Below are 26,937 nucleotides of genomic sequence, written 5' to 3' on the forward strand. Positions count from 1 at the left end.
TTTTGCATAAATGCCCGGAGCAGAGGGAAACGTATGGGTAATTATGAATGATGAGTGAGATGCCAAGGTGAGGAGGAAGACCATGATGAATCGGCAAGCAGACTGCGACAGCTCGACCATGAGGCAGAAACTCAAAGGGGACCTCCATCGTGTGGCAGATCGAATGAACAAGACGTTATCCACCTTTGACCATGACAGTGTGTGTCTGCTGGGCCAATTTGCGGAGATTCGGGCCGAGATCAAGCAGATCGAGGTGCTGGCTTCTTCCTTTTATCTGGATTGTTATCTGTCTCCCTTCACGGAGAAATTTGCCGAACTGACTGCCAGTGTACAGCATTTGTCGGATCGCAGATATGGTGCGCTCATTGTAATTGAACGGGAAGTTCCGCTTGAACCAATTATCCACTCAGGGGTTGCAGTCGATGCCAGAGTCACGCATGCGTTGCTGGAATCGCTTTTTATACCGGGTGCACCTCTGCATGATGGGGCGGTGCTGATTCGGGGCAATCAGATTGTATCCGCGGGCAATGTATTGCCTTTGTCACAGGCCATTGCACATGAGCGGAAGATTGGCACACGGCATAGGGCTGCTCTCGGATTAAGTGAGCTGACGGATGCGGTTGTGCTGGTTGTCTCGGAAGAGACAGGTCAAGCTTCATTCGCCGTGGGAGGGGATCTGCATCCCATCAACGTGGTTGAAACCCTGCCATGATTACTGGTCGCTAGATTTTTTACCGATTCCATGCTGGAGTAAATGAACCTTTTTCCCTGCGAAGAGAGAAAGGTCTTTTTGTTACATCGTGATGTGGTTTTGCACAAACTTGATAATCATGGGTACAATAGAGGATGGAAGACGAACTGAAGAAGGCGAATTGATCGCAAAAATGGTTGGAGGAGACGGTTAACACATGAGCTGGTTTGATGCAATGGAACATCACGATTATGAGGAACTGGTACTGTGCCAGGATAGAGCCTCTGGTTTAAAAGCAATTATTGCTATTCACGATACAACACTCGGTCCTGCGCTGGGAGGCACACGGATGTGGACCTATGCTTCGGAGGAAGCTGCCATTGAAGATGCCTTGCGCCTTGCGCGGGGAATGACATATAAACATGCTGTATCCGGACTGAATCTAGGCGGAGGTAAAGCCGTAATTATCGGGGATCCGCGCCGTGACAAAAATGAAGCGATGTTCCGGGCTTTTGGCCGATACATTCAGGGACTGAACGGACGTTATGTCACCGCAGAGGATGTGGGAACGACAGAAGAAGATATGAATCTGATCTATCAGGAAACTGACTATGTTACAGGCATATCACCAAGCTACGGTTCCTCCGGTAATCCTTCCCCGGCAACAGCCTGGGGTGTATATCGGGGCATAAAGGCCGCAGCGAAGCAAGCATTCGGCACGGATCTGCTGGAAGGCAAAACCGTGGCTGTACAAGGTGTGGGCAACGTGGCGATGCGTCTGTGCAAATATTTGTACGAAGAAGGTGCGCAGCTGATCGTTACCGATATCCATAAGGATTCCGTGAAGCAGGCTGTGGATCAATTCGGTGCAAAGGCGGTGGACCCTACCGACATTACTGGAGTGGATTGTGATATTTATGCTCCATGTGCATTGGGCGGTACCATTAATGATGATACGTTGAAACAGCTTAAGGCCAAGGTTGTGGCAGGCTGTGCCAACAACCAGCTGCTGGAGCCGCGTCATGGTGACAAGCTGCATGAAATGGGAATCGTATACGCACCAGACTACGTGATCAATGCAGGTGGCGTAATTAATATTGCGGATGAGCTGAACGGCTATAACGCAGATCGTGCGTGGAGCAAGGTTGGGGAGATCTACAATAATCTGGAGAAAATCTTCGACACGTCACGGACCGAAGGCATCGCAACGTATATTGCTGCGGATCGCCTGGCTGAACGCCGCATTGAACTGATGAAAAATACACGCAGCACGTTTCTGCAAAATGGTCATCACGCGCTGAGTTCCCGCAGACTGCGCGGGTAAGAAACCTCTGTCTGAGAGCTGAAGAGGGCCTTTAACGTGGGCGGAGCGCTAACGAATCTGAGACTTTTTATATTCAGGGGATTAAAGCGTCAGCAGAAGGATAAGAAACCTGAGACACGTTATATCAAAATTTGAGGCGTTTTTAGCGTCTTATTAGCGAAATTTTAGGAAATAACGCGGTCTGGTGTTCCTTACGATTGTACAGATAAAAGGCGGGCGTCCATGGATGCCCGCCTTCTTTATCATTTGTTTTACTTCAAGGCGTTCATGATGTGACTTTGAACACCACGATCAATCAGCAGGCCGATATGGGTCACCCCGAAAATACGAATATTGTTCGCCCCGTTCAGTGGGGATAACGTATTGTTTACAATTAAGTCCGACGTACTGTAGATGGAAGTATATGCAATGCCGTTTGGTGCCGATCGGGCCACAAGCCGGTTGGGAGAGCCGAGTGTAATAACTTTGCCTATATTTTTACCACCACCGAGGTTGTTGATATAATACAGGGTGTTGGCTCCGCCCATGCTATGGGCGATGATATCGACCTGGCTGGCACCGGTCTTCCGCAGGACATCATCAATATAGGTGGATAACTGACGTGAATTGGTGACATTGTTTCCCGACTTGTCGAGGAAATCGATGGCGTACAGGTCACTTCGGGAATAACCTTCGTTTATTAGTGCTCTTTCGATGCTGGCAAAGTTAAATCCCGCGCCTCCAATACCGTGTACAAGCACAATCGGATTGCGCCCATTGGTCGCCGCTGACTGCTCCGCACCGGCAGGGATGGATAGCAAAGATAACGAGCTAACGAAGAACAGACAGGTTAAGACACAACGTAGAATAATAGATTTACTCAATATTAATATCCTCCTTTGGAATGTATATCCATATTGTACCTCTCCTAATCTATCATTATTTGTAATTTAAAGGAATGGTTTGGTAGTATTAAAATTTAAAATAAATTTTGAGGGGATTAATGCATGCTGGTTTTGGCTGTAGTGGTCGCTTTAATGACGGGAATGATTTCGCTAATCCATATTCTATTTGGATTAAAGGAATTAGGGGAAGGCATGAGGCTGTTGGTCAACATGTCAGAAATTTTATTTTTTCTATCCCTGCTATTCATTTTAGTGAAAAGTAAGAAAAAGCCTTTATAGCTAATACCAGAAGAAGAGATGCGAACTTACGCATCTCTTCTTCTGGTGTTCTCTAGCCCTAGATAAGCGCTGAATCAGATATGGGGAAAATTGAAATTTTATTTCAAAATGTAATACACTTCTGATTCAGCAGCTTCACAAATTGATCCAGCGCGCTGCTGACGTATCGATCCTCACCCCGGACAAAGGTCGTTGTGGTATGTGTGAATCGTTCGGCCAGATCAAATACAGAGAACTCATCCGGTTTCTTGTGAATAACGCTGCAAGGCATAATGGTAAAAGCAATTCCCGACTCCACACAGCTAAGCAGGTTATCCATCGTGCTGACTTCAATCATATTGCGAGCAGACAAACCTTCTTCCTGCAAATATTCCTCCGTAATTTCACGGTATGGGCAGCCTTTTGGGAAAACGACCCACGAAACCTGACACAGGCTTTCGGGTGGAACGTCCATCCTTTTGGAGATGATATGCACCGTGTCCTGCATTTCATATTCCACTTTCAGACCCTCTTTTACACACGCACCACTAATAAAGGCACCATCAATCTCGTATTCCTGTATTTTCTTGCGCAGCACTTTGGGTGAAGTGGCATTCACAAGCGAGATGGAGACCTCGGGATAGGTCACTTGGTATTCATTGAGAATCTCCATGAACCGGCTGGATGCTGCCGTCTCCACAATCCCGATTTTTAACGTGCCTGAAGGCTCACCGGGATCAGTCATATCCTGCTCCAGATCGTTTAACAGGTCACGGATGCGTGTTGCATACTGGATAAATTGTTCTCCTTTGGAAGTCAGCACCACCCCTTTGGGAAAACGGTTAAACAACTGAACCTGATATTCCTGTTCCAGTTTTTTGATGCGTGTGGTGACGTTGGATTGTGCATAATTCAATTCTTTGGCGGCCTGTGAGATTTTGCCGGACCTTGCCACCGCGAGAATAATATCGATATCCGAGAGTTCCATGGCTCTGGCCTCCTGAGTTGTAATGAAATGAAGTGAAGTGAAGTGTTAGGTATCTCTATGAGAGATACATCTATATATTTCAATCATTTTACGATATATATATGCCGGCTTACAATATCGTTATCAACAGCTTTTACAGAGCAATGGAATCATGCAAAACGCTGATAATGGAGAAGGAGTTGTGATGAAAAATATGTCTACATTACTGAGTCCGGTGACGATCAACGAATGGCATTTGAGAAACAGATTAGTGATGGCACCTCTTACCCGAGGGTTTGCCAATGATCAGGGTGGGACCGCGACGGAAGAGATGGTGGCGTATTACGAGCGACGTGCCCAGGATGGTGTAGGGTTGATCATTACAGAGGGTATCAATCCCTCGCTGGCAGGCAAAGGAACCTATGGTATCCCCGGATTATATACGGCTGAACAGACCGCTTCATGGAAAAAAGTAACGAATGCCGTCCATAAACACGGAGGAACCATCATCGCTCAGCTGTGGCATGTGGGCAGACTGTCTCACTCCGATCTGATCGGTACCCCGCCACTAGCACCTTCAAGCATTCCGGCTCAAGGAAGAGTCCATAAATTGCATAAGCCATATCAGATACCCCAAGCTATGAGTGTGCAAGATATCCGGGATACCGTTCAACAATTTCAAACGGCTGCCCGCAATGCGGTACTGGCTGGATTTGACGGAATTGAGCTGCATGCAGCGCATGGTTATCTGATCGACCAGTTCATTAATGAGAAGACGAACCACAGAACAGACGAATACGGAGGCGATATCCAGGGACGATTGCGTTTTCTGAAGGAGATCATTATTGCAGTCCAAAAAGAAATCAGCGTGGATCGCATATCGGTACGATTTTCCGAGAAAAAAGATGATGACCCTTCCTATGTCTGGTCAGACAAGGCTGGAGTGCTGAATGCCTATCTGAATCTGTTCCGTGAGACAGGTATTACAATCTTGCATCCTTCAACAGATCGATACACCACAGTCTGGGATGGGGAGCACAATTTCCATGAAGCGATTCGCCAGCAGTGGGATGGAATCATCATTGGAGTAGGGGATCTTGAGGCAACAACCGCAGAGCAGGCAGTGCAAGATCGGAGCATTGATTTGGCAGCGTTCGGCAGACCGTTTATCGCCAATCCCGATCTGGTGCAAAAATTGCGTTCGGGGCAGCAGTTGGTCGAGTACGATGCCAACGCACATCTGACTGTGTTGGTGTGAATGTAGCAAGAAAAGGGCAGAAGCTGATCCTCAAGATCACTCTGCCCTTTGTTTTGTTTACATATGGAAGGATGGTTACGGGTTACTGACGACGGTAACTTTCTTTTCTGTTAAGTAGTATACGAGTGCCAGTAGAGGCATCAACAGACCAATCAGTGTGGTGAGACTCCAACCTCCATGTGCGTAGGACCAGCTGCCAAGAGATGATCCAATTGCGCCCCCTACAAAAAAGATCGACATAAATATCCCGTTTACGCGTCCTCTTGCTTCGCTCAACGAATAGATAATGCGCTGTCCCAGCACCAAATTACCCGAGACCGCCATATCCAGTGTGATGGCAACGACCACAAGCAGAATAAGGCTAGCAGTAGAGTGGCCCTGGAACAGATAGGCGAGCCCAAAAGACGCAGCCGCGATGACCATGGCGAGTCCGGTTAATATGCGGGTTAAACCTTTATCCGCCCATCTTCCGGCAATAGGTGCTGCGATGGCACCCCCAACACCAGCCAGTGCAAACCAGGCAATTCCTTGCTGGGACATGCCATACTCATTGGCGAGCTGCAAGGGAACTGTGGTCCAGAACAAGCTGAAAGCGCCAAACAGGCTGGCCTGATAGAGGGCTCGGCGGCGGAGCATGGGAAATGTTTTGAGCAGGGAGCCCAATGACAGAATTAATTGTCCGTACTTCATCGCAGGTTGTGGCTGACGTGCAGGAAGTGCACGTGATAGGAGCAATGTAAGCAATACGATAATGATTGCCGAGAAGACAAAGACCGCTTGCCAGCCGAGCAGGCTTGTAATAAAACTTGCGACTGGCCGAGCCAGCATGATGCCCAGCAGTAGACCACTCATCACGTTGCCGACAACCCGTCCGCGTTGCTCCTCAGAAGTGAGGTAGGTGGCGTAGGGAACCAGAATTTGCGCAACGACTGAACTGATCCCGATGACTAGGGAAGCAGTCAGAAATAATACGGCATGGGAAGAGAAAGCAGCGGCAATCAATGCAACGACTAGAATGATGAGGAAAAAAGTTACCAGTCGCTTATTCTCCAGAATGTCACTGAGCGGAACGATAAACAGCAGGCCAATAACATAACCGATCTGTGTTAACGTCACAATCAATCCCGCAGCAGCAGAGGAAAGCCCTGTTGTCACGCTGATTGGTCCTATAACCGTCTGAGCATAATACAGGTTTGCCGCAATCAGCCCGCACGCCGCAGCCAAAAGTAAAATCAACCAACTGGGAACTGAATTTGATTTCACATCAGTTTGCATATCCATGAGTATCACCCTCCACATGTTCTCTAATTATTTTTTATTAAAGTGAACTTGTATTGAAATTGTTAATTACTAAACGGTGCGTTTACTAATCGTAAGCATATAATAAACTAAACGTTTAGTATTGTAAATAGGCGTGGGGATTTTTTTCATGTCGAGGTAAGGTAAGAACGAAATTGTTTAATGTATCGGTCTTTTAGTATAATGAACGTATAGTTTTTATGAATTACAGATGCATTGGTTACACCAAGGAGGGCTTATGATGACAGCCAAAAGAGGGCGTCCCCGCAATGTGGAAACCCAGAATGCGATTCTTGCAGCTTCCTATGAATTATTACTGGAACATGGTTTCGGAGCGATTACGATCGAAAAAATTGCTGAACGTGCTAAGGTGAGCAAAGCAACGATATATAAATGGTGGCCTAATAAAGGTGCTGTCATTATGGATGGGTATATGTCTGCGGCAAAGGCAAGATTGCCTGTACCGGATACAGGATCGGTATTTGAGGATGTGCGCATTCATGCGAGCAATCTGGTTGTTTTTTTGAGCAGCCGGGAAGGAAAAGTGATCACACAGATTGTCGGAGAGGGACAGTCTGATCCAGGGCTTGCAGCAGAATACCGAACCAGATACATTCAGCCTCGTCGGCGCGAAGCGTGGGGAATTTTTGAAAAAGGTGTAGAACGGGGACAGTTGAAAAAGGATTGTGACATCGGACTGTGCATAGACCTCGTCTATGGAGCGATGTTCTATCGCATGCTGGTGACTGGCGAAGTGATAGATACTGAATTCGTGCAGCGTTCGTTGATCTCCTTGTTTGAGGGTATTAAATCTGGATCATAGAGAAAGACATCTTGGGGGAGGGATAGGGCGATTCTTAAGAATCACCCTGGATACATAAAGGCTTGTGGATGAATGGGGATTGTGTGGAGAACTGAGAACTATACCTGGAAGATCGGTGAGATGGCTGGGGGCCATGAATCAGGAGAATGCGAAGTGGAAGAAGGAAGAGACTCGTTCAAGAGCGGGGGCTCGTTCCATATGAAACTGGGTATTTCGCGTCGTAACACCGGCGCTACATCCTGGGCAAAGCGTTCTACCTGCTCCAGCTGCTCTGCATGGCTGAGTCCATCCACGCTGATACTCAGTACCTGATGTCCATATGCGGCATGGTAATTGAGGATCTTCTCAATGACTTGCTCTGGACTACCAATCAGTACAGGACCATGCGCAATGTTATCCTCCAGGTCCTTAAAGGGTGACTGGTTGTGCTGCGCAGCGGCCGTAGCATGAAATGCCTCATAATAAGGCGTATAACGACGGATCGCCTCTTCGCGTGTATTCGCGAGGTATAGGCTGCCTGCACCAGAGCCAACCACCGCTCGGTTCGCATCATGACCATAATAATCGAGACGCTCCCGGTAATGGTCAATTAACGCTTTGTATTTTGCCTGTGGGTGGAAGGAATTCGAGCTAAATATCGGTTCGCCATACTTAGCTGCAAGCTCGGTAGAGCGGGTGCTCGATGCGCTGCCATGCCAGATCGGAATGGATTGCTGAAGCGGTCTCGGCTGAGTAGTAACCTCTTGAAGGGGAGGGCGATACGTTCCCTGCCAGGTTACATTCTCTTCAGTCCACAGCCGTTTCAGCAGTTCGTAGCGTTCACCGAGTGAATCCCATTGTTCCTCCTCGCTAATGCCAAACAGGGGATAGTGCCGAGGATCATTGCCTTTCCCGATGATCATCTCCAGACGTCCGCCCGATAATTGATCCAGCGTGGCATAATCCTCGGCAACCCGTACCGGATCAAGTATACTGAGAACAGTGACCGTTGTTAGCAACCGGATACGTGAAGTCGCAGCAGCGACGGCGGTCAGCACAACGGGAGGTGAGGAAGACAGAAAAGGTGCGCCATGCCGCTCACCGATCCCATATGCATCGAACCCCAGCCGTTCGGCCAGCTTGGCTTGTTCCAAAATGTTGTGAAACTTTTGTTGTGTTGTTAGTGATTCACCAGTTACGGCATTTGGAAGATTCATCATGAGACTAAATAAGGCAAATTTCATCTAACCATCCCCTTGGATTGGATTGGAAAAGCACTGGGTTGTCTAATCCTATGGAAATAGTAGGATATTCAAGCTAAAACTAACTTTACCATGTTGCCATGCATTCTTCTAATGGATTTTTTCTATAAGGCGGATTAAAGCCGCTCAAACTTAGACAAATGGGCAGGAAATTGCCACGATTTTTATTGACCGCTGTAAAATTTAGGATTAAAATTGTGCATATCATATAAATTCAAATTTATGGATTTTCATTGTGGAGGTGGGAGACATGGAACCTACAACTACGATACGCTCCTTTATTGAGGACTACATCAGGAAACAGGGCTATACCCTGCAATACTTTGCCGATATATCGGGTGTGAACGCTGGAACGTTAAGTGCGATCATCAAAGGAACGCGGCCAATCGCCATGGCTCAACTGGATTTGATTACCAAAGGCATGAAGCTGGAAGAAGGCCATTTCTACGAAATTTACGGCGCTGAGTGTTTTGTGGAGTCTGCACCACATTGGAGAAGACTGGAACCTTTTCTGCAACGTTGCGCCGAGCTGGACAAGCTCGAATGTATTCAGAGGGTAATCCAGCAAGTGACGGATGACCGCTCCTATATTTCCGAATTATTTGAGATGGCAGAAGGCATGCTTGAACGAGGACAAAAGAAAGCGGCCCGCATGTTATATGAATGCGTTGCGGAGTGTGAGAAGTACCAACACTCGGAACGTCTCGCATTGTGTCAGTATCGTATTTTCACACTATCTCTGGGTCAGGATCAGCATGAAAATCTCAGGGCAGCCGTGCACTTCGAGCCATATATTAATAGGCTTGATGAAGAGCGGCAACTGGATGCGATCAAGGATCTGGCGAATACATATTTGGCTTTGAGATATTGGGACAAGGTGTCCGATCTTGGGGGAGAGTTGGAGCAGAAAACAAGCTTCTTGAACTCTTATAAAAAGAGAAAGTCGGAAAATCTAAGAATTGCATCTTATCCTATTTTTGTATATTCCGCATATTCAAATTTGCTACGGGCAGCCGCATGTGATGGAAGGGAAGAATACTCTGAAGCCCTCCGATATACTGAGGCGTACTCTAAATTAATTAGAATTGAACAACCGAATGAAGAAGATCTCATATTCATTAATAAGTTTAGTGGATGGGCGGAGGTAAACCATTACTTATACAGACTTATGATGGGTGATTCTGAAGTCATACGGCCTTATATTGCCTTTATTGAAAAGAATGAGGCAGAGATTTTGCCTGCATTAGTCAAAATAATGGAAGCAGCAAACCATCATAATATAGATGTTGATGCAGTTCTCAATCGGTTGGAGTCATACATTTCAATGTACGCCAAAACTTATGGGGATATCGGGAGTTATACGGAACAGATTACGAGTGGAAGATACGTGCAATTCCTTAAAGAGGTAGCGATATACCAACTTCAGAGAGAAAGATACACAACAGGATTTCAGTACTTGTTAGACTGTTTGGCTCTAGCCAAAAGTATGAAGAGCGAGTCCATCATTATACAGTGTGTAGCTCTATTTGAAAGACATAGAGCCAGAGCTTCAATAGAATTAGAAATTAAGTATAAAACTTTAATTGAGGAGGTCTACAGTAATTATGAGAAAAAAAGCAGCTTTGATCGTAGTTTTGTTTAGTGCTGTTTTATTATTTAGTTTGTATCCTCAACCTATTCCCAGTAATACTATGATGTACAGTCCAAGCACTCATGGTGGTGCAGGATTGTAATTGCATTATACTTCAATCTCCAAACTAGGCAAGCGGTATTGATCCTATCTTAGGACTATACTGCTTTTTATTTTGTGCAGATTGACCATTGTAAAATTCAGGATTAAAATTACATTTATTAAGAGCTGATGAATCCTTAAGTTAGTTTGGTTGATGGGGGTGGGAGAATTGAAACTTGCACCTACGATACGCACATATATAGAGAATCACATAAGAGAAAGAGGATATAAACTACAGCAATTCTCAGATGTCACAGGTGTCAACGTTGGCACATTAAGTGCTATCCTCAAGGGCAGCAGACCTCTAGCTATGAATCAGTTGGATCAAATCACATCTGGTATGGGGTTGGAGAAGGGATACTTCTACGAGATGTACAGTGTGGAATGTTTTGTGGAAGCCGCACCTCATTGGAGGCGTTTGGAACCGTTCCTGTATCGCTGCGCTGAACTTAACAAGCTAGGCTGTATTAAAAAGGTAGTCTATCAGGTTACAGATGATCGATCCTATATTTCAGAACTGTTTCAAATGGCAGAAAATCTATATTTCAAAGAAATGAATGAAGCGGCGCTTATTTTATATGGATGCGTAGCCGCAGGTGAGAAATATCAGCACTCGGAACGGTTGGCGTTATGCCAGTACCGTATTTTTTTGCTTCATAAAACAATGAGTAAATTCGATAATCTGGCTGCAGCAGCCCAATTGGAACCTTATATTGAGAAATTGGATGAAGAAATACAACTGGATGCTATTAAAGACTTGGCGAATGTTTATAGTACAATACATCTCTGGGATAAGGTTTATGATCTGGCAGAGGAACTGGAACGAAAAGTTGATTTTCAACTTGAACTTCAATCTCGAAGACGGAAAAATAGAAAAAGAACCGCCTTTTACCCCATATTTACGTATAAAGCATATGCGAATTTATTGAAGGCAAGTGTCTGTGAAGCGCGTAAGCAATATGAAAAAGCTCTGGAATATACAGATGTTTACGTGACTGTTATTGAAATCTCTAATCCAACAGAAGAAGAGCAAGAATTAATAGAACGTTTCAAAGATGGGCGGAGGGAAATCGGTATTTATACCATTTGATGAATGGGAACCATGAGGTTATTGAACCTTATCTGAATTACCTTGATGCTAATCCACATGAGATTTTAATAGCATTCGTGAATATTGTGCAAGCAGCTAACCGGCACTCACTGGATATTGATTCTGCATTGGATAGATTCGATCCTTATATTAAACAATTCAACACGGATATACATTTAAAAGGGACGTACAATATGCAAATGTTGAATTATAGATATATATGTTTTTATTATGAGTTAGCGAAGTACAGGCTCAACCAACAAAGATACGCAACGGGGATTGACACGTTACTCACGAGCCTGGAACTCTCATCATCAAGTAACGATGACCTAATGTCTATTAAATCTATTGATTTATATGGTAAATTCAGAAGGCATGTAACGAACCAACAGGAAGAACAATACAATAGGTTAATAGAAGGCCAGAGCTCACAAAATTTTGGAATTAGAATTAAAAGTGTATAACTACTGAGATCTAATCTTGCTCAATATAACGACCTCTACTAAAAGATCTAATACAAAAATTTTGCAAAGCATTCCATTATGAATTTTTAGATAAATGTACCCTAAAATAGGTTGAAAAAGGGGTGCATGCTGTGAGAGAAATCAAGCAGATCAAAGATCAAATCGAGCAGAATCGGCAACATTTGCGTCGGTTGGTGGAGAAACATGGCATGCATGATGATAAAGTTCTCAAGCAGTCTATGGTCCTGGATGAACTGATTAATAAATATATTCGACTAAGAGAGAAACACTAATTTGTTAACGCTTTTATCTTCCTCTGTAATCCACCTATAGGTGGACCTCTATATCAACCCAGTTGTGGACGCTAGAGCGGTGTTCTCCCTGCTATGCTTAAAGCATCAAATCAAGCAGATTACAGGGGGAACAACGTATGACGACGAGCATGTGGGTTCAGATGATCATCATGTTTGCGGTTTTAGTATTCACTTCAATTGGACGAAAGCCAGTACGTTATTATCGTTTATTGCTGCCTTTCGTTATTATGGGTTATTATGCAGCCAAATTCCTTAAAGACATGACTTTTACAGGCAATAATGTGCTGTTTTTGTTGGTGGCCGTGATTGTAGGGGCATTGTTCGGAATGATTGTGCTGGGAATAACGCGTATGGAATTCGATGCGACGGCAGGTAAGTGGTATACCCGAGTGGGGATAGGTAGTGTGGTCGTCTGGGCAGTGGCATTCCTGCTACGCATCATTCCGGTGGAATGGATTACGTTTCATCCGCAGCAAGCATACCAGTATGCAAATGAGCATCAATTGGATCTTCAGAATATCGGCCCTGCATTTATATTAATGACCGCAGCTATGGTTTTGGTGCGTGTAGCAGGGATTCTAATCCGCTCCAGAGCGAGCAAAGTACAGCATACGATTGGAACATAATTTATAATGTGTTTCTGTCTTTAGTCTTTGCGTAAAGGGACTCCATTTTCTCATGAGTACGATATGTAGTTTAGTGTGAGTGGAATATATCTATATGCTGTAATTGTGACGATTTTCACGGATTAATGCAAAATGCTATGTTATGAAAGTATTGTTATGTAAGAAAACATTTTATTTTGCAAAGGAATAAAATATGAATTTTTTGGCAATGTATCCTAAAATGTTTTAAAAAGAGGGGGTGCATGCTGTGAGAGAACCGAAGCAGATTAGAGACCAAATCGAACAAAACAGGCATGAGTTAAGTCGTTTGGCGGAATATCATGGCATGCAAGACTACAAAGTCCTTCAACAATCGATGGTATTGGACGAGTTAATTAATGAATATAATCGCTTCAAATATAAAAAACACTTTATGAAAAGACAGCCGATTGCATAATGCAGTCGGTTTTTTTATGTAATAGAAGAGTAGTCGACTGTAGCGATACAGTCGGCTTTTTTGCGTTTCCCCGAAACCTGCGCTTCAATCTTGAAATTCCGTACCAATCCCATGGTTGGCAGGATAGCCAACGATCATTAAAACTGAATATGATGACCCCAGTTATATTCAGATTGATCTGTGAAGGGGGCTCATACAATGATCGGGAGAGGGAGGGATGAACGGAAATGATGGACAAGGTACTAGGTTATTTCGGAAGAAATATGAATCTGCGCACCAAGCTGCTTCTGTTGTTCCTGGCGTTGACCTTGCTGCCGCTAAGCTTGCAGGGAGTGGTGAATTACCTGCATTTCTCGCAGACGATTGATCGCAAGACGGAGCAGTTCACCATTGATATTGTTCGCCAGATTAATACTAATCTGAATCGGCTGCTCAAGGACTTCGAGCGGTTGTCGCTCTTGCCGCTCTATGATCAGATGGTGCTTGGCATTCTGGGCAAATACAATGCTCCGATGGGATCGGGTACATGGGCGAGATCCGATGATTATCTGAAAATGAAGCTCTACACGTCCGGTCAGGCGTATGACCGACCTGAAATTCGTGGCATCCATCTAATCAGCAACAGCGGCATTTTGTTCTCCAATCTGGATTCGCTGGCAGTGAATCCGGTATGGGACAGCAGGCAGGATGACTGGTTTGCAGAGCTTAACGGCTCGGAAGGGGAATGGCGTCTGCTCCCTCCGCACGAACCAAGCTATTACACGGGCAGTCATGAAGAGCCGTATATATCGGTTGCCCGTGAGATACGTGATCCGGGTACACTCCAGCGACTGGGGTATATTCTGATCGACATCCGGCTGGAAGCCTTCGGCCAACTCTTGTCCAATCTGAATTTTGAGCAAAATGCGAGCCTGATGATTGTCGACAGCAAGCAGCGTCTTTTGTTCGAGCGGACCTCAGCTGGAGGTCTATCCGCTTACGACCAACTGTTAACGCATGGCCAGCTTCAAGGCTATGCAGGCAACCAGAAGGTTGTCCTTGATGGGAAGCCCTATCTCTACGTGCAAAACCATTCCAGCTATTCCGGACTTTCGGTGATCAGCCTTACGCCTATTGCCGTTATTCAGAAGGAGTCGGGCGAGATGCTCACGTTTACGTTTGGATTCGCTGTGTTATGTATGGCGGCCGTAGCAGTTCTCGCGGTGTTCTTATCCTATCGCATAACGAGGCCTCTAATTCGACTGAAGCACAATATGATTCGGGTAGAGCAGGGAGACTTTAGCCAGCGCGTAGCGCACTTTAGCAATGATGAGTTCGGACAGATTAGCCGGGGTTTTAACCGGATGATGGAAGAGATCAATAGATTATTCAACGAGGTATTTCTGTTGGGCATTCAAGAGCGAGAGGCAGAGTTGTCAGCATTGCAGAGCCAGATCAATCCCCATTTTATATACAACACATTGGAGTCCATCAACATGATGGCGGTCCGCCAGAAGCACGCTGAGGTGTCTGATATGGTGACGGCACTTGGCAAGCTGCTGCGTTATACGATTGATAAGGTGGATCGGAGGGTTCCGCTTCAGGAAGAACTGGCGTTTGTACAATCCTATGTACGCATTCAACAGGTACGTTATGACGGCAAGCTGAAGGTAATCTATGACATCGATGAAGCCATTACAGAGTGTCTGATTCCTAAGCTGGTATTGCAACCGCTGGTGGAGAACGCTGTCTACCATGGCATTGAAGGGAAGGCGGATGGCGGGGTGATCTGGGTATCTGCATTGAAATTCGATGATGAGCTGCTGATTATTGTGCGTGACAATGGCAAAGGCATGGCTCAGGCGGAGATTGATGAATTAAATGAATCCATTGCTCGGCAGCCTTCCAATGAGGCATTGCGTTGTCATGCCGGGGACAGGCTGGGACTTAACAATATCTCTCAAAGGTTCCGCCTCATGTATGGAGAAGGCAGCGGCCTGAGCGTCGATGGCAGTCCCGGGCAGGGCCTGGCGGTGACGATATCCATTCAACTTCAACCGAAAGGGGAATGAAGCGCATGTATAAAGTATTGCTTGTGGAGGATGAGACGGTCATCCGTCAGGGGACTGAGAGAGCTGATTGTACAGGCGGCTCCTCAGTTCGAGGTAACAGGTGAAGCTTCGAGCGGAGCCGAGGCACTGGATTTTCTGAGATGTGAAGTACCTGATGTGTTGATCACGGATATTCGCATGCGTGAAATGGACGGGCTGACACTCGTATCCAAAGCAAGAGATATGTACCCTGATCTGCTGATGATCATCATTAGCGGGTACGGAGAGTTTGAATATGCACGCAGGGCGATGGAATACGGGGTATTGAACTATCTGCTGAAGCCGATTGAACGACATGAACTGGCATTATGCATCCAAAAAATTCAATTGCTGCTGGATCGCAGGTACGGCATTTCAACCCTTCCAATCACTGAGTCACCTGGAAAAGCTGAGCACTCCGGCGGAGATACGCGGAAGATTATCCGAGATGTGAAGGAGCACATCAAGCAGCATCCCGATGGGGATCTGCGACTTCAGACCATAGCAGCTCTGGTTCATCTGAACCCCACCTATCTAAGCCAACTGTTCAAGAACGCAACAGGAACCAATTACTCCGAATACATCGCTGAGGCTCGTATGGAACGGGCCAAGTGGCTGCTGGTTAACACAGGGCTCAAAATCTATGATGTTGCAAGGTTATCCGGGCATCAGAGTCCTAAGCACTTCATGCTGGTATTCAAGCAGCAGGTGGGATCGACAGCAGGGGAATATCGTGACCGATTCAGTAGTTCTTGAAAAACCATACCATTTCTGTAATTGACGTGATTTATGAGCGGCCGATACCTTCGTTATACTTTGGTTGCACATGTATACCACTAAGTCCATAAGGGGGATTTTCATGAAAAAAGCAGGACTGATATTGATACTCTTACTCATGATGATTGCTTCAATCGGGTGCACAAGCTCCAATTCCGGAAGTGATCCTGGGCAAACAGCCGGGGAGAATGGAGAGGTTGAGCTGAAATTCATGATGTGGGGCAATCAGGCACATATGGATGTATACAACAAGCTGATCGATGGCTTCACGCAGGAAAATCCAGGCATCAAGGTGACGATGGAATCCGTACCTTTCGCGGAATATCAGCAAAAAATTTCGGTGCTTGCCGCTGGCGGCTCTCTCCCGGATATCGCATGGGTATCGGAGCGGATGGTGCCACAATTCAAATCCAATCACATCCTGGCCGATGTATCCGAGTTCAAGGACGATGCACAGTTCAAGCTGGATGATTATATACCAAGCACATTGGATTTGTTCCGTGATGGAGATCAGCTGCTGGGGCTTCCTTTTTCTACACCTCCGGTGGTCATGTTCTACAATAAAACGCTGTTCGACAAAGCAGGCCTGACCGACCCGAATACACTTGCCAGCCAAGGGCAATGGACATGGGAACAGTTCGAGAAGTCCGCTAAGGCGATCACCAGCAAGGAGGCGACCAACCGGATCTATGGCGCTAACTTTTTTCGCGACTGGAAGACCTGGGCTGTGCTCTCCTCGTATTCCTGGTCCAATGGCAGCGGCCCGTTCGACGAAGGCATGACGAAATTCACCTGGAACGATGCCTATGGCGTACAGACCTTTGAACTGCTGGAGCGCATGATGTTCACCGATGAATCGCATCCAAAAGCAGGCGAGCAGGTCAGTTTCGATGCTGGCAATGTGGGCATGTTCTTCGATAACTACAGCTATGTTTCCAAAGCCAGAGAAATTACGGATTTTGAATGGAGTATCGCTCCCATGCCTTCCGGTTCACAGGGCAGCGTACCGATGCTGGGGCAGGCTGGATATGCCATGTTCAACGACAGCAAACATCCGGAGGAAACCAAGAAGCTGTTGAAGTATTTTGCCAGCGAGCAGGGCATTCAGGAGACGGCCACCTACTTTGTGCCTCCGCGTACCTCTGTGCTGAACTCCGATGCGTTCATTAATCAGCCCAATAATCCGAGCAAGGAGCATATTGTGCAGGCGGTGATTAATGAAATGCCAAAAGCGCGCTTGATTCCAGGTCATATCCGTTGGCAGGATATCGACAATGCGGTGTTGCAGGGATTTGACCGACTGTTCGCCCGTTCAGCGACACCCGAGGATAATCTGAAGCAAATGCAGGAAGAGGTCCAAAGCGTGCTGCAACAATAAATATTCTTATAGAAACAGGAGGTGAGCATGATGGGCAAATTCAAGGAATTGCTTGATCGGAAATCCCTGTCACTTGTGGTCAGTTTACCCGAGAACGATCTATCTTTGGCCCGGGCAGCAATTGAAGAGGGCGCTGATGCACTGAAGGTGCATTATAATGTCGGTCATCGCGCCAGCGGGAATCATTTTGGTCCACTGGACAACTATGCCGAAGTTTTTCAGGCGATCCGTAGCGAGTCTGGCGGCCCGCTTGGGGTCGTACCATCCGGTAGTATAGATGGAGCACGGAGGGAGGACGTGGAGCGCCTCTCCGGGCTGGGTTTTGACTTTTATTCCATCTATGCACATCACTTGCCATCCTTCATGCTGGATGACCTGGGGTTGGACCCTACGTTTGCGATCAACGACGAATATGAACCTTCAATCGTAACGTCAGCGGCTCATTACGGCTTCACCGCCCTGGAGGCATCCATTGTGCCTGGGAATGAATATGGTACACCGCTAAGCTTTGCGGACGTGCTCAAGTATCGCCGTCTGGTCTTGCAGGCGCAAATTCCGGTATTGGTTCCTTCTCAGCGTAAGCTGGTGCCGGAGGATGTTCGGGTGCTGCACGATACCGGAGTCAAGGCGATCATGCTTGGAGCGGTCGTAACAGGCAGAGCGGAGGAGCAGTTGCGAAGGGTTGTTAACGCCTTCCGAAATGCGGTGGACACTCTGAACCGTTCAGACTAGAGGGAAGAAATTTGATATAAAGGAGGGCCTGACTGTGAACCATTCACGCAAGCGTACAGGAAGAGGTCCGCTCGCCAGAGAGGCCCAGATCGCGGGATGGCTGTTTGTATCACCAATGGTGCTCGGGTTTACCCTGCTGCTGCTGTTTCCCATGGGTTTGGCTCTGTACATGAGCCTGACCGACTGGCCGCTGCTGGGGGATCATCATTTTATTGGACTGGAGAATTACCGGAATGTGATGACAGACGCCATGTTCTGGAAGGTGCTTGCCAATACGGTCTATTTCACTGCGGGGCTTGTGCCGCTTAACATTGTGCTCGCTCTACTGCTCGCGTTGCTGCTATCCAGAAGTTTGCGCGGTATCGGAATTTTTCGAACAGCCATCTTCGTTCCGGTCATGACCTCGCTGATTGTATGGTCCATCGTATGGAAGCTGATGTATGCGACAGAGTCAGGACTGATCAATCAGCTTCTGTTAATGATAGGCATCAAGGGTCCGGCCTGGCTCTACAATCAGGATCTGGCGATGCCTGCGGTTATTGTGACGAGTGTACTGAAAAATGTGGGGCTGAATATGGTGCTGTTCATTGCAGCCATTCAGCAGGTGCCGCGTTCACTTTACGAAGCGGCAACACTGGACGGCGCGGGCAGAAGGGGAACCTTCTTTCACGTCACGTTACCCATGATTACGCCAACGGTGTTTCTAACCATGGTCATGACCGTGATTGGCTCGCTCAAGGTGTTTGGACAGATCTACGTCATGACACAGGGAGGGCCGAGCAACAGCACGAAGGTATTGGTCTATTACATCTGGGAAAAAGCATTCAAATTATTTCAGTTCGGCTACGCCTCTTCGCTTGCCTATGTGCTGTTTTTTATCGTGCTAATTCTGACGCTGCTGCAATGGCAGCTTCGAAAGAGGTGGGTGTTCAATGAAGGCGATGCCTAATCCTTCGGTTCGTAAGACATGGAGTGCCCTTGGGACGTATTTGTTGCTGACACTGATCTCGCTGATCATGATTGTTCCATTTATCTGGATGATATCGACGTCATTCAAGGAACCTCAGAGCATATTTACCTATCCACCACAGTGGATACCGGATACCTTCCGATTTCAGAACTACATCGATGTCTTTCGATTGATTCCGTTTCATCGATTTTATTTTAACAGTGTATATATTGCTGCTGTGGTTGTGCTGGGTACGGTGTTCTTTGCATCTCTCGCTGGGTACGCATTTGCCAAAATTCCGTTCAAGGGACGTAATGTGGTATTTCTCATCCTGCTGAGTGCGATGATGATTCCCCATGAGGTGACGGCAATCCCGATGTTTCTGTTCATGCGGCAGCTGGGGTGGATTGATACACATCTTCCGCTGATTTTACTGCCGATCTTTGGGGCGGGCGGTGTGTTTGGCATCTTTGTGATGCGGCAGTTCTTCATTACGGTACCCACCGAGCTGGAGGAAGCGGCGATGATTGACGGCTGCAACCGCTTCCGGATCTATGCTCGTATTATGCTCCCAATTGCCAAGCCCGGTATGGCTACGCTGACGATCTTTACGTTTGTCACAATCTGGAATGAGTTTTTCGATCCGTTGATTTTCACTAACTCGCGAGAACTGATGACGCTGCCGCTTGGGTTATCCCTATTCACGGATGAAGTGGGTACAGCCTGGCAATATCTGATGAGTGCCACCGTCATGGCGACCCTGCCGCTGTTGATTGTCTTTTTCCTGGCACAACGGCGCTTCATTGAGGGAGTTGCCATGACAGGACTGAAAGAGTAGTCCATGTAATAGAACGGAAGGAGTGATAAACTTGAGTGAACGGACGAGTATGAAAAAGGAAGAAGCGGATGTGGTTATTGTGGGAGGAGGTCCGGCGGGTATAGCATCAGCCATTGCTGCTGGACGACAAGGTGTTCGAACAGTGCTGGTGGAGCGGTACGGGTTCGTTGGTGGAATGTCGACTGCCGCCATGGTCTACCCTTGGATGACCTTCCATACGGAGAGTGGTGAACAGGTGATTCGGGGTATCGCCCAGGAAATCGTTGACCGACTGCAGGCGCGCGGCGGCTCTCCGGGGCATCTTCGTGATACGGTTGGATTTGTGCATACCGTTACGCCCTACCATCCTGCGATCTATCAAGTGGTTGCGGCGGAGATGCTGCAGGAGGCGGGTGTCCGGTTGTTATTGCACAGCTTCGTGGATGAAGTAGTTATGGTGGATGATCGGGTAGAAGCGGTACGCCTGACGAACAAGTCTGGTCGAATGGAGCTCCAAGCGAACGTATTCGTGGATGCCAGCGGTGATGCGGATGCGGCGTATCTTGCGGGCGCTTCTGTTGCAAAGGGGCGAGATGGCGATCACCAGTCACAGCCGATGACCATGAAATTCCGAATGCGTGGTGTGGACCTTGGACGAGTGAAGCAATACATGCAGGAGCACCCGGAGGATTTCTATGCCAAAACCCCTTTCTCCGAACTGGACAGTATTCCGTTAACCGGGGTGAGCGGCTTCTATTCCCAATGGAAAAAAGCAGGTGTACCGATTAATCGTGATCAGGTATTGTTTTTTACCGGACCGGCTGAAGATGAAGTATTGATTAACTGCACCCGGGTGCAGGGGTTGGATGCTACAGATGCAGAGGATCTGACCTCTGCTGAACAGGAAGGCAGGAAACAGGTGCTGATGATCGCTGAGTTTCTGCAGCGTGACGTGCCTGGATTCGAGCGGGCTTCGATCTCAGCGTTAGCACCGCAGATCGGTATCCGTGAATCCAGGCGAATCATCGGACACTATGCATTGACCAAGGACGATGTGGTTGCAGGGAAAAAGTTTGACGATGTAATCGCCAGAAGTGGCTATCCGATTGATATTCATGATCCCTCCGGTCAAGGCGTCGTAGCGGCTTTTATAGAAGGAGACGGAGCATACGATATTCCGTACCGCTCTCTGATTTCTCGCAATATTCGCAATCTGCTGGCGGCAGGACGTTGCATCTCCACCACACATGAGGCCCACGCAACGACAAGGCTGACTCCAAGCTGCATGGCTACGGGGCAGGCGGCGGGAACAGCAGCAGCTTTAGCTGTTCAGATGAAGCTAGATCCGTTGGAGCTGCCGGTAGCGGTGCTGCAAAAGGAACTACGCCGTAACGGAGCAGCGATATGAGGAATGATTCCTGTGCGAGCAGACTATCATGAAATCCAAAAAAGACTCCAAAACCACTATTGAAGTGGAGCTGGAGTCTTATTTGGTTTGTAATGGGGGTTGCAATGGAAGCAACAATCATCCGATCATCAAGTCATTCGTGCTTCAAGCCGCCGTGCCACAATGGACAACGTGTAGTTGATGACGAAGTACAATACGGCTGCGAGCAGCAGGGCAGGGATGACGTAATCGAAGCTTTGACCCCCGAGGATCTGCACATTGTGCATCAGTTCCGGCAGGGAGATGATGATCGCCAGTGAAGTATCCTTCAGCAAGGAAATGAACTGGCTTACCATCGGTGGCGACATGCGCCGCAAAGCTTGAGGCATGATGATGCCGCCAAGTGTCTGCATATAGCTTAGGCCGGAGGAACGGGCGGCTTCCACCTGACCGCGCTCGATCGATTTGAGTCCACTGCGGACAATCTCTGCGATCATGGCGCCTTCGAACAGACTTAGTCCAACAACCGTAGACCAGAAGACGGACATTTTGATCCCGAGCTGGGGAAGTACGATATGAATGAAGAAAATGATCAGCAGCAGCGGCAGATTGCGGATCGTATCCACGATGACGGCCACAATCTGTGACAGGACCGGAATTCGGGTGTATCGAACGGTACCAAGCACCGTACCGAGGACAAAGCTGAATACAATCGATAACCCTGCCACTTGCAGGGTGATCAGGAATCCGTGCAGCAGGAAACGAAGGTTGGGCCAGGCGTAGGCCCCGCTAAAGTCCATAGATCATCGGCCTCCTTCTGTGAGTAGGACAAGATTTAGAAAGGATGTCTGTTTTACATGGTGACCTGACCCGTTGGTTTGTTCTTTTTTGGTTTTCCTTTGGCACGGCTGGCATCCGCATCACTTTGTCCGAAACGGCGCTCCATATAGTGAACCAGGAAGCTGAGCGGTAAGGTCAACACCAGGTAGAACAGTGCAACAATGGTGTAGACGCTGAGCGGCAGGAACGTATCCGAGTTGATCAGATCGGCAAAATACATCAGATCCATGCCAGCCACGACCGCTAGGATGGATGAGTTTTTGACCAGATTGATAAACTGGTTGCCAAGGGACGGCAATACAATCTTGATCGCTTGTGGCAAAATGATCAGGTTCATGGCCTGTACGTAGGACAGACCGGAAGATCTCGCAGCCTCTAACTGCCCGCGAGGGACCGTCTGAATACCCGCTCGAATCGCTTCGGCAATGAAAGCAGCCGTATAGATGGTCAGACCGAGTGTACCCGAGATGAATCCATCCAGTGAAATGCCGAGTGCCGGCAATCCGAGATAGAAGAAGAACACGACAAGCAGCAGCGGGATGTTACGGATAAACTCCACAAAAGCCGTGCCGATCCAGTTGAGCGGTTTGATGGGGGATATCCGAAAGATAGCCAAGATTGCACCCAGAATAAAGCTGCCAATCAAGGCCATGATGCTCACCTGAATGGTGTTGAGGAACCCTTCCAGAAATCGATCCGAATGTTTGATCAGTACGCTGAAGTCCAATTTGCCCATGTAGGCGAAGCCTCCGTTCTCCAGATGTAGAAGCGGCGATTGCGTCTGCTCATGCATTGCATATCACAGGCGAAGTCGCCGCTTAACCATCATTAATCGGGGTTACTCTGGCTTGCTGCCCAGCCATTTTTCGTGCAACGTATCATATTCACCGCTGTCCTTCAGGTTTTTGAGCAGGCTGTTTACTTCTTCGACGAAGGCTGTGTCGCCTTTACGAATTGCTATGCCGTAAGGTTCACTCGTGAAATTGCCACCAACCAGCTTGTAGTTGTTATCCGTCTGCTGCATGCCGATCAGGATGATGTTATCGGTCGTCAGAGCTTCGCCTTTACCCGCTTTGAGGGCTGTGAAGGCATCCTGATAGTTATCGAATTCCAGCACCTCGGCGTCCGGGGCTTTTTCGCGAATGTTTTGCGCAGAAGTCGAGCCTTTGACGGCAAGTACCTTCACACCGCTGAGACTTTCGAGACCTGTAATTGTGCTGTCGTTTTTCACAAGCAGGGACTGCCCGGCTTCAAAATAGACATCGCTGAAATCCACCTGTTCCTTGCGTTCATCCGTAATCGTCATCGTTGCGATGATGAGATCAATGTCGCCGTTTTGCAGCATCGGAATGCGCGTTTTGGACGTTACTTCCTTCAGTTCTACCTTCGTTTCGTCTCCAAGAATCTGTTTGGCGAGTGCTTTGGCGATATCAATATCGAATCCTTCGACTTCGCCACTTGCGGGGTCCTTCAAACCGAACAATTTGGTGTCGTATTTCACGCCGGCAATGAGCTTGCCACGCTCTTTAATCTGTTCAATCGTGCCTTTGGCTTCGGTACTCCCACCAGAACCACCGCTGTTGCTACTTTCCTCTCCAGTGCTACAACCGGACAAGACAAGGGATAGAATCAAGACAAGCATAAACGACGGCCACTTTAATACATTTTTCATTTGGTAAAGACCCCTTTCAAAATGGATTATTCTCAGTGGTGAATCAGACGACTCAGAAATTGCTTGGCCCGTTCTTCTCTCGGGTTGTCGAAAAATTCAGCGGCGGAGGCTTCTTCCACAATTCGGCCTTCATCCATAAAGATGACTCGGTCTGCGACCTCGCGGGCGAATCCCATCTCATGTGTAACAACGACCATTGTCATCCCGTTATGTGCAAGAGACCGCATGACATCCAGAACTTCCCCGATCATTTCGGGATCTAGTGCAGAAGTGGGTTCGTCAAAAAGCATGATTTTGGGCTCCATGGCAAGACCTCTTGCAATGGCTACCCGCTGCTGTTGTCCACCGGACAACTGGGAAGGATAACTGTCTGCCTTGTCGGCAATGCCAACCCGGGTCAAATACTTCATCGCCGTAGAGGCTGCCTGTGCTTTGGGCTGTTTACGCACCTTCATGGGTGCAAGGGTAATGTTATCGATGACTTTTTTGTGAGGGTAGAGATTGAAGTGTTGAAATACCATGCCGATGTCACGGCGGAAGAGGTTGATGTCCACCTTTTTCTGATGTAAAGGGACACCACTGACGACAAGTTCACCTTCGGTAATCGTCTCCAGACGATTGATGCAGCGGAGCAATGTACTTTTGCCTGAGCCGGAAGGGCCGATAATGACAACGACTTCTCCTTCTTCAATGTGAAGATGAATATCTTTGAGGACATGAAAATGGCCAAAATGCTTCTGAACACCCCTAAATTCAATCAAGAGACCCCATCCTTTCTGCAACATCTGTTTGTAAAAGGAATAATAAGGAATAAATTGAAACTAGTTATTTAATCATACATACTCATCCTGCTAAAGGCAATTGGTTTGTGATAAAACATGACATAAGTAATGGGTTTTATAGGGCTATAGCCAGTAATTATGTTATATATTTGTTATATTGCTAGCCTCTTTGTGACGAATCCTGACAGAAAAATGAATCCATTCTCCTAGTTGTTTTACAACCATTGGAATAGATGTATAGAGTATACTGGAAGGGATGTTTACTTTATGACTCTGATCATAAAAACAAATAACATCAAATTCTGAATCGTACATGGCAAAAAAGCTCAACCTTATGCCCTATGGCATTGATATGATGGAGCGAGAATGCGCTTTCCAGTAAGTAATGCAATATTAAAAACAGTCCGATCCAATTATAGGTAGAGAGGATGTTCTGAACGATGAATACATATTACTCCCCACTGGGTACAGGAGAAGGTGTTGAATCCCATACGAAAGCTTATGAAGTGAGTTTACCTGTCATCCCTGCACGGGATTTTCAGATTACGGATTATGGTGCGGTAGGGGATGGCTTGACCGATAATACCGAGATGTTTCGACTGGCTATAGCAGCTTGTGCAGAAGCGGGCGGTGGCCGAATTGTCATTCCGGCGGGTGTTTGGTTAACGGGTCCGATTGTTCTCCGCAGTCGAATTGAGCTTCATGTTCAGGCGGGTGCTCTGGTTACGTTCAGCCGTAATTTCGATCAATATCCCCTGATTGCGTCCAGCTTCGAAGGTTGGCAGGCAGTGCGGTGTCAGTCGCCTATTGATGGTGAGCAGTTGGAGGATATTGCGATCACGGGTGAGGGGATTTGGGATGGCGGTGGAGAGGCATGGCGTCCGGTGAAACGATCCAAGATTACGGCCTCGCAGTGGAATCGACTGGTTTCCTCGGGCGGTGTGGTGGAGCAGACTGGCGGAGACGAAGCCATTTGGTGGCCCTCGACTTCTGCTCTTGAAGGCGGTGCGATTGCGAATCGTCTGCATCTGGAGCAAGTGTGTGATGTGGCTGCTTATGACGAAGTCAGAGACTTTTTGCGTCCTAACATGGTCAGCTTGCGTCAATGTAAACGAGTGCTTTTGGACGGACCGACGTTCCAAAACTCTCCTGCATGGAATCTGCATCCGTGGGCATCCGAGCATGTCACAATTCGTAACGTGAGTGTGCGAAATCCATGGTTTTCCCAGAATGGTGATGGGCTTGATATCGAATCCTGCCGTCATGTCCTTGTGGAGCAGAGTGTATTCGATGTTGGTGATGATGCGATCTGCCTGAAATCCGGCAAGGATGCAGAAGGACGTGAACTCGGTCTGCCCTCGGAATATATTACGATCCGCAATTGCACCGTGTATCACGGTCATGGCGGTTTTGTCATTGGCAGTGAAATGTCTGGTGGTGTGCAGCATGTCCGGGTCTCGGACTGTACGTTTATTGGAACGGATATTGGGCTTCGCTTCAAAAGCGCGCGTGGGCGCGGCGGGGTCGTTGAAGATATTCAGGTGGAGCGCATTTATATGAAAGATATCATTATGGAAGCTATTTCGTTTTCCTTTTTCTATGCCAATCAGGAGGGTTCCGCTCGTGGTAGCGACTTGACTCAGGAGGTCAGTGAGCAGACTCCGGTGTTCCGGGATATTCGGATATCGGATGTGGTCTGTGCAGGAGCGGAAACCGCGTTATTGGTGAGTGGACTGCCGGAAATGCCTCTGGATGGTCTGGTCATTCAGGGATATACGGTGACGGCTCGTAATGGGGTGCACTGCGCTCATGCGAAGCACCTGCGAATCGCCGAAATGAACGCACATATTACCGATGGATCGTTAATTCATTTGCATCAGTGTAAGGGTGCGGAACTGGAAGCGATTGAGGGTGTAGGCGCGGACGGTCGGCTTCTGATGGTGACAGGACATGAATCGGCAGGAATCGTATGCCGGGAAAGTGATGCAGATACAGAGGGACGCCAAATCTCCGTTGGTCCTGAAGTAAGAAGTGGTGTAATTATCCGCAGGTAAGAAGGGTTCGACTTAGTATACGCTTAGCATATCACCGCGGGCATCTCCTGGCGCGCGGTGTCATGATAGGGTG

General features: G+C 47.6%; 26 protein-coding genes. 18 read left to right on the forward strand and 8 right to left on the reverse strand.

The window, feature by feature from the left end; translation table 11 throughout:
* Positions 1 to 82: 82 nt before the first annotated feature.
* Both cdaS and PTQ21_RS07170 read left to right on the forward strand, forming a co-directional pair.
* Positions 83 to 712 (forward strand): sporulation-specific diadenylate cyclase CdaS, encoded by a 630-nt coding sequence (gene cdaS, locus PTQ21_RS07165; RefSeq protein ID WP_063566290.1) that lies wholly within the window; start codon positions 83 to 85, stop codon positions 710 to 712.
* A 196-nt stretch (positions 713 to 908) separates the two neighbouring features.
* Positions 909 to 2,015, forward strand: a complete 1,107-nt coding sequence (locus PTQ21_RS07170) for a Leu/Phe/Val dehydrogenase (RefSeq protein ID WP_090810111.1) — start codon at positions 909 to 911, stop codon at positions 2,013 to 2,015.
* 251 nt (positions 2,016 to 2,266) lie between these two features.
* Here the strand turns inward: PTQ21_RS07170 and PTQ21_RS07175 are convergent, their stop codons facing one another.
* Positions 2,267 to 2,878 carry an esterase/lipase family protein gene (locus tag PTQ21_RS07175; protein WP_063566288.1) on the reverse strand — a complete coding sequence of 204 codons (612 nt, stop codon included), beginning with the start codon at positions 2,876 to 2,878 and terminating at the stop codon, positions 2,267 to 2,269.
* A gap of 123 nt (positions 2,879 to 3,001) precedes the next feature.
* On the opposite strand from PTQ21_RS07175, the gene PTQ21_RS07180 reads away from it, so the two are divergent.
* Positions 3,002 to 3,178, forward strand: coding sequence for a hypothetical protein (locus PTQ21_RS07180; protein WP_161490616.1), 177 nt, complete (start codon positions 3,002 to 3,004; stop codon positions 3,176 to 3,178).
* Between the two features lie 103 nt (positions 3,179 to 3,281).
* On the opposite strand, the gene PTQ21_RS07185 is transcribed toward PTQ21_RS07180, so the two are convergent.
* Entirely contained in the window at positions 3,282 to 4,145 is an 864-nt protein-coding gene (locus PTQ21_RS07185; protein WP_090954152.1) for a LysR family transcriptional regulator, read from the reverse strand.
* Between the two features lie 193 nt (positions 4,146 to 4,338).
* Between PTQ21_RS07185 and PTQ21_RS07190 the strand changes: the two genes are divergently transcribed.
* A complete protein-coding gene (locus tag PTQ21_RS07190; protein ID WP_274569290.1) occupies positions 4,339 to 5,382 on the forward strand; it encodes an alkene reductase in 1,044 nt (347 codons plus the stop codon).
* A gap of 75 nt (positions 5,383 to 5,457) precedes the next feature.
* Here the strand turns inward: PTQ21_RS07190 and PTQ21_RS07195 are convergent, their stop codons facing one another.
* Positions 5,458 to 6,657, reverse strand: coding sequence for an MFS transporter (locus tag PTQ21_RS07195; RefSeq protein ID WP_400348598.1), 1,200 nt, complete (start codon positions 6,655 to 6,657; stop codon positions 5,458 to 5,460).
* A 265-nt stretch (positions 6,658 to 6,922) separates the two neighbouring features.
* On the opposite strand from PTQ21_RS07195, the gene PTQ21_RS07200 reads away from it, so the two are divergent.
* Positions 6,923 to 7,504, forward strand: a complete 582-nt coding sequence (locus tag PTQ21_RS07200) for a TetR/AcrR family transcriptional regulator (protein WP_090810119.1) — start codon at positions 6,923 to 6,925, stop codon at positions 7,502 to 7,504.
* Between the two features lie 98 nt (positions 7,505 to 7,602).
* Here PTQ21_RS07200 and PTQ21_RS07205 read toward each other — a convergent pair whose 3' ends face one another.
* A complete protein-coding gene (locus tag PTQ21_RS07205) occupies positions 7,603 to 8,727 on the reverse strand; it encodes an LLM class flavin-dependent oxidoreductase (protein WP_090810121.1) in 1,125 nt (374 codons plus the stop codon).
* 268 nt (positions 8,728 to 8,995) lie between these two features.
* Between PTQ21_RS07205 and PTQ21_RS07210 the strand changes: the two genes are divergently transcribed.
* The 12 genes from PTQ21_RS07210 (at position 8,996) to PTQ21_RS07265 (ending at position 21,537) form a co-directional block, all read left to right on the forward strand.
* Positions 8,996 to 10,387, forward strand: coding sequence for a transcriptional regulator (locus PTQ21_RS07210; RefSeq protein ID WP_274569292.1), 1,392 nt, complete (start codon positions 8,996 to 8,998; stop codon positions 10,385 to 10,387).
* Positions 10,388 to 10,646: 259 nt separating this feature from the next.
* Positions 10,647 to 11,567, forward strand: a complete 921-nt coding sequence (locus tag PTQ21_RS07215) for a hypothetical protein (RefSeq protein ID WP_274569293.1) — start codon at positions 10,647 to 10,649, stop codon at positions 11,565 to 11,567.
* Positions 11,568 to 12,162: 595 nt separating this feature from the next.
* Positions 12,163 to 12,324 carry an aspartyl-phosphate phosphatase Spo0E family protein gene (locus tag PTQ21_RS07220; protein WP_139295711.1) on the forward strand — a complete coding sequence of 54 codons (162 nt, stop codon included), beginning with the start codon at positions 12,163 to 12,165 and terminating at the stop codon, positions 12,322 to 12,324.
* 137 nt (positions 12,325 to 12,461) lie between these two features.
* Positions 12,462 to 12,971 (forward strand): hypothetical protein, encoded by a 510-nt coding sequence (locus tag PTQ21_RS07225; RefSeq protein ID WP_274569295.1) that lies wholly within the window; start codon positions 12,462 to 12,464, stop codon positions 12,969 to 12,971.
* 247 nt (positions 12,972 to 13,218) lie between these two features.
* The gene (locus PTQ21_RS07230; protein ID WP_064642743.1) at positions 13,219 to 13,407 is read left to right on the forward strand and encodes an aspartyl-phosphate phosphatase Spo0E family protein; all 189 of its coding nucleotides are present in this window, start codon (positions 13,219 to 13,221) and stop codon (positions 13,405 to 13,407) included.
* A gap of 227 nt (positions 13,408 to 13,634) precedes the next feature.
* Complete coding sequence (locus PTQ21_RS07235; protein ID WP_274569296.1) at positions 13,635 to 15,458, forward strand: cache domain-containing sensor histidine kinase; 1,824 nt, start codon at positions 13,635 to 13,637, stop codon at positions 15,456 to 15,458.
* 30 nt (positions 15,459 to 15,488) lie between these two features.
* Positions 15,489 to 16,232, forward strand: coding sequence for a response regulator transcription factor (locus PTQ21_RS07240; RefSeq protein WP_274569297.1), 744 nt, complete (start codon positions 15,489 to 15,491; stop codon positions 16,230 to 16,232).
* Positions 16,233 to 16,335: 103 nt separating this feature from the next.
* Positions 16,336 to 17,631: an ABC transporter substrate-binding protein gene (locus PTQ21_RS07245; RefSeq protein ID WP_274569299.1), complete on the forward strand. Its 1,296-nt coding sequence runs from the start codon at positions 16,336 to 16,338 to the stop codon at positions 17,629 to 17,631.
* 27 nt (positions 17,632 to 17,658) lie between these two features.
* Complete coding sequence (locus PTQ21_RS07250) at positions 17,659 to 18,363, forward strand: beta/alpha barrel domain-containing protein (RefSeq protein ID WP_274569300.1); 705 nt, start codon at positions 17,659 to 17,661, stop codon at positions 18,361 to 18,363.
* A 34-nt stretch (positions 18,364 to 18,397) separates the two neighbouring features.
* Positions 18,398 to 19,312, forward strand: coding sequence for a carbohydrate ABC transporter permease (locus PTQ21_RS07255; protein WP_274569301.1), 915 nt, complete (start codon positions 18,398 to 18,400; stop codon positions 19,310 to 19,312).
* Positions 19,296 to 20,150 (forward strand): carbohydrate ABC transporter permease, encoded by an 855-nt coding sequence (locus tag PTQ21_RS07260; RefSeq protein ID WP_274569302.1) that lies wholly within the window; start codon positions 19,296 to 19,298, stop codon positions 20,148 to 20,150. Before PTQ21_RS07255 ends, PTQ21_RS07260 begins: the two co-directional genes overlap by 17 nt.
* A 49-nt stretch (positions 20,151 to 20,199) precedes the next feature.
* The gene (locus PTQ21_RS07265) at positions 20,200 to 21,537 is read left to right on the forward strand and encodes an FAD-dependent oxidoreductase (protein ID WP_274570461.1); all 1,338 of its coding nucleotides are present in this window, start codon (positions 20,200 to 20,202) and stop codon (positions 21,535 to 21,537) included.
* Between the two features lie 128 nt (positions 21,538 to 21,665).
* On the opposite strand, the gene PTQ21_RS07270 is transcribed toward PTQ21_RS07265, so the two are convergent.
* The 4 genes from PTQ21_RS07270 to PTQ21_RS07285 form a co-directional block, all read right to left on the reverse strand.
* Positions 21,666 to 22,316 (reverse strand): amino acid ABC transporter permease, encoded by a 651-nt coding sequence (locus PTQ21_RS07270; RefSeq protein ID WP_063566273.1) that lies wholly within the window; start codon positions 22,314 to 22,316, stop codon positions 21,666 to 21,668.
* 53 nt (positions 22,317 to 22,369) lie between these two features.
* On the reverse strand, positions 22,370 to 23,092 hold the full coding sequence (locus PTQ21_RS07275) for an amino acid ABC transporter permease (protein ID WP_090954121.1): 723 nt from the start codon (positions 23,090 to 23,092) through the stop codon (positions 22,370 to 22,372).
* Between the two features lie 102 nt (positions 23,093 to 23,194).
* Positions 23,195 to 24,028 (reverse strand): ABC transporter substrate-binding protein, encoded by an 834-nt coding sequence (locus PTQ21_RS07280; RefSeq protein ID WP_274569303.1) that lies wholly within the window; start codon positions 24,026 to 24,028, stop codon positions 23,195 to 23,197.
* A 32-nt stretch (positions 24,029 to 24,060) separates the two neighbouring features.
* Positions 24,061 to 24,813: an amino acid ABC transporter ATP-binding protein gene (locus tag PTQ21_RS07285; protein WP_079695864.1), complete on the reverse strand. Its 753-nt coding sequence runs from the start codon at positions 24,811 to 24,813 to the stop codon at positions 24,061 to 24,063.
* A gap of 437 nt (positions 24,814 to 25,250) precedes the next feature.
* Here PTQ21_RS07285 and PTQ21_RS07290 point away from each other — a divergent pair, with 437 nt between their 5' ends.
* Positions 25,251 to 26,864, forward strand: a complete 1,614-nt coding sequence (locus tag PTQ21_RS07290) for a glycoside hydrolase family 28 protein (RefSeq protein WP_274569304.1) — start codon at positions 25,251 to 25,253, stop codon at positions 26,862 to 26,864.
* Positions 26,865 to 26,937: the final 73 nt, after the last annotated feature.

This window comes from Paenibacillus marchantiae, assembly GCF_028771845.1.
GTDB classification, from domain to species: Bacteria; Bacillota; Bacilli; order Paenibacillales; family Paenibacillaceae; genus Paenibacillus; species Paenibacillus marchantiae.

Excerpts from the sequence above, each read along its gene's own strand:
- cdaS (WP_063566290.1), top strand. The coding sequence starts at position 83 with ATGATGAATCGGCAAGCAGACTGCGACAGCTCGACCATGAGGCAGAAA.
- PTQ21_RS07170 (WP_090810111.1), top strand. The coding sequence starts at position 909 with ATGAGCTGGTTTGATGCAATGGAACATCACGATTATGAGGAACTGGTA.
- PTQ21_RS07180 (WP_161490616.1), top strand. The coding sequence starts at position 3,002 with ATGCTGGTTTTGGCTGTAGTGGTCGCTTTAATGACGGGAATGATTTCG.
- PTQ21_RS07185 (WP_090954152.1), bottom strand. The coding sequence starts at position 4,145 with ATGGAACTCTCGGATATCGATATTATTCTCGCGGTGGCAAGGTCCGGC.
- PTQ21_RS07190 (WP_274569290.1), top strand. The coding sequence starts at position 4,339 with ATGTCTACATTACTGAGTCCGGTGACGATCAACGAATGGCATTTGAGA.
- PTQ21_RS07195 (WP_400348598.1), bottom strand. The coding sequence starts at position 6,657 with ATGCAAACTGATGTGAAATCAAATTCAGTTCCCAGTTGGTTGATTTTA.
- PTQ21_RS07200 (WP_090810119.1), top strand. The coding sequence starts at position 6,923 with ATGACAGCCAAAAGAGGGCGTCCCCGCAATGTGGAAACCCAGAATGCG.
- PTQ21_RS07205 (WP_090810121.1), bottom strand. The coding sequence starts at position 8,727 with ATGAAATTTGCCTTATTTAGTCTCATGATGAATCTTCCAAATGCCGTA.
- PTQ21_RS07210 (WP_274569292.1), top strand. The coding sequence starts at position 8,996 with ATGGAACCTACAACTACGATACGCTCCTTTATTGAGGACTACATCAGG.
- PTQ21_RS07225 (WP_274569295.1), top strand. The coding sequence starts at position 12,462 with ATGACGACGAGCATGTGGGTTCAGATGATCATCATGTTTGCGGTTTTA.
- PTQ21_RS07235 (WP_274569296.1), top strand. The coding sequence starts at position 13,635 with ATGATGGACAAGGTACTAGGTTATTTCGGAAGAAATATGAATCTGCGC.
- PTQ21_RS07240 (WP_274569297.1), top strand. The coding sequence starts at position 15,489 with ATGAGACGGTCATCCGTCAGGGGACTGAGAGAGCTGATTGTACAGGCG.
- PTQ21_RS07245 (WP_274569299.1), top strand. The coding sequence starts at position 16,336 with ATGAAAAAAGCAGGACTGATATTGATACTCTTACTCATGATGATTGCT.
- PTQ21_RS07250 (WP_274569300.1), top strand. The coding sequence starts at position 17,659 with ATGATGGGCAAATTCAAGGAATTGCTTGATCGGAAATCCCTGTCACTT.
- PTQ21_RS07260 (WP_274569302.1), top strand. The coding sequence starts at position 19,296 with ATGAAGGCGATGCCTAATCCTTCGGTTCGTAAGACATGGAGTGCCCTT.
- PTQ21_RS07265 (WP_274570461.1), top strand. The coding sequence starts at position 20,200 with ATGAAAAAGGAAGAAGCGGATGTGGTTATTGTGGGAGGAGGTCCGGCG.
- PTQ21_RS07270 (WP_063566273.1), bottom strand. The coding sequence starts at position 22,316 with ATGGACTTTAGCGGGGCCTACGCCTGGCCCAACCTTCGTTTCCTGCTG.
- PTQ21_RS07275 (WP_090954121.1), bottom strand. The coding sequence starts at position 23,092 with ATGGGCAAATTGGACTTCAGCGTACTGATCAAACATTCGGATCGATTT.
- PTQ21_RS07280 (WP_274569303.1), bottom strand. The coding sequence starts at position 24,028 with ATGAAAAATGTATTAAAGTGGCCGTCGTTTATGCTTGTCTTGATTCTA.
- PTQ21_RS07285 (WP_079695864.1), bottom strand. The coding sequence starts at position 24,813 with ATGTTGCAGAAAGGATGGGGTCTCTTGATTGAATTTAGGGGTGTTCAG.
- PTQ21_RS07290 (WP_274569304.1), top strand. The coding sequence starts at position 25,251 with ATGAATACATATTACTCCCCACTGGGTACAGGAGAAGGTGTTGAATCC.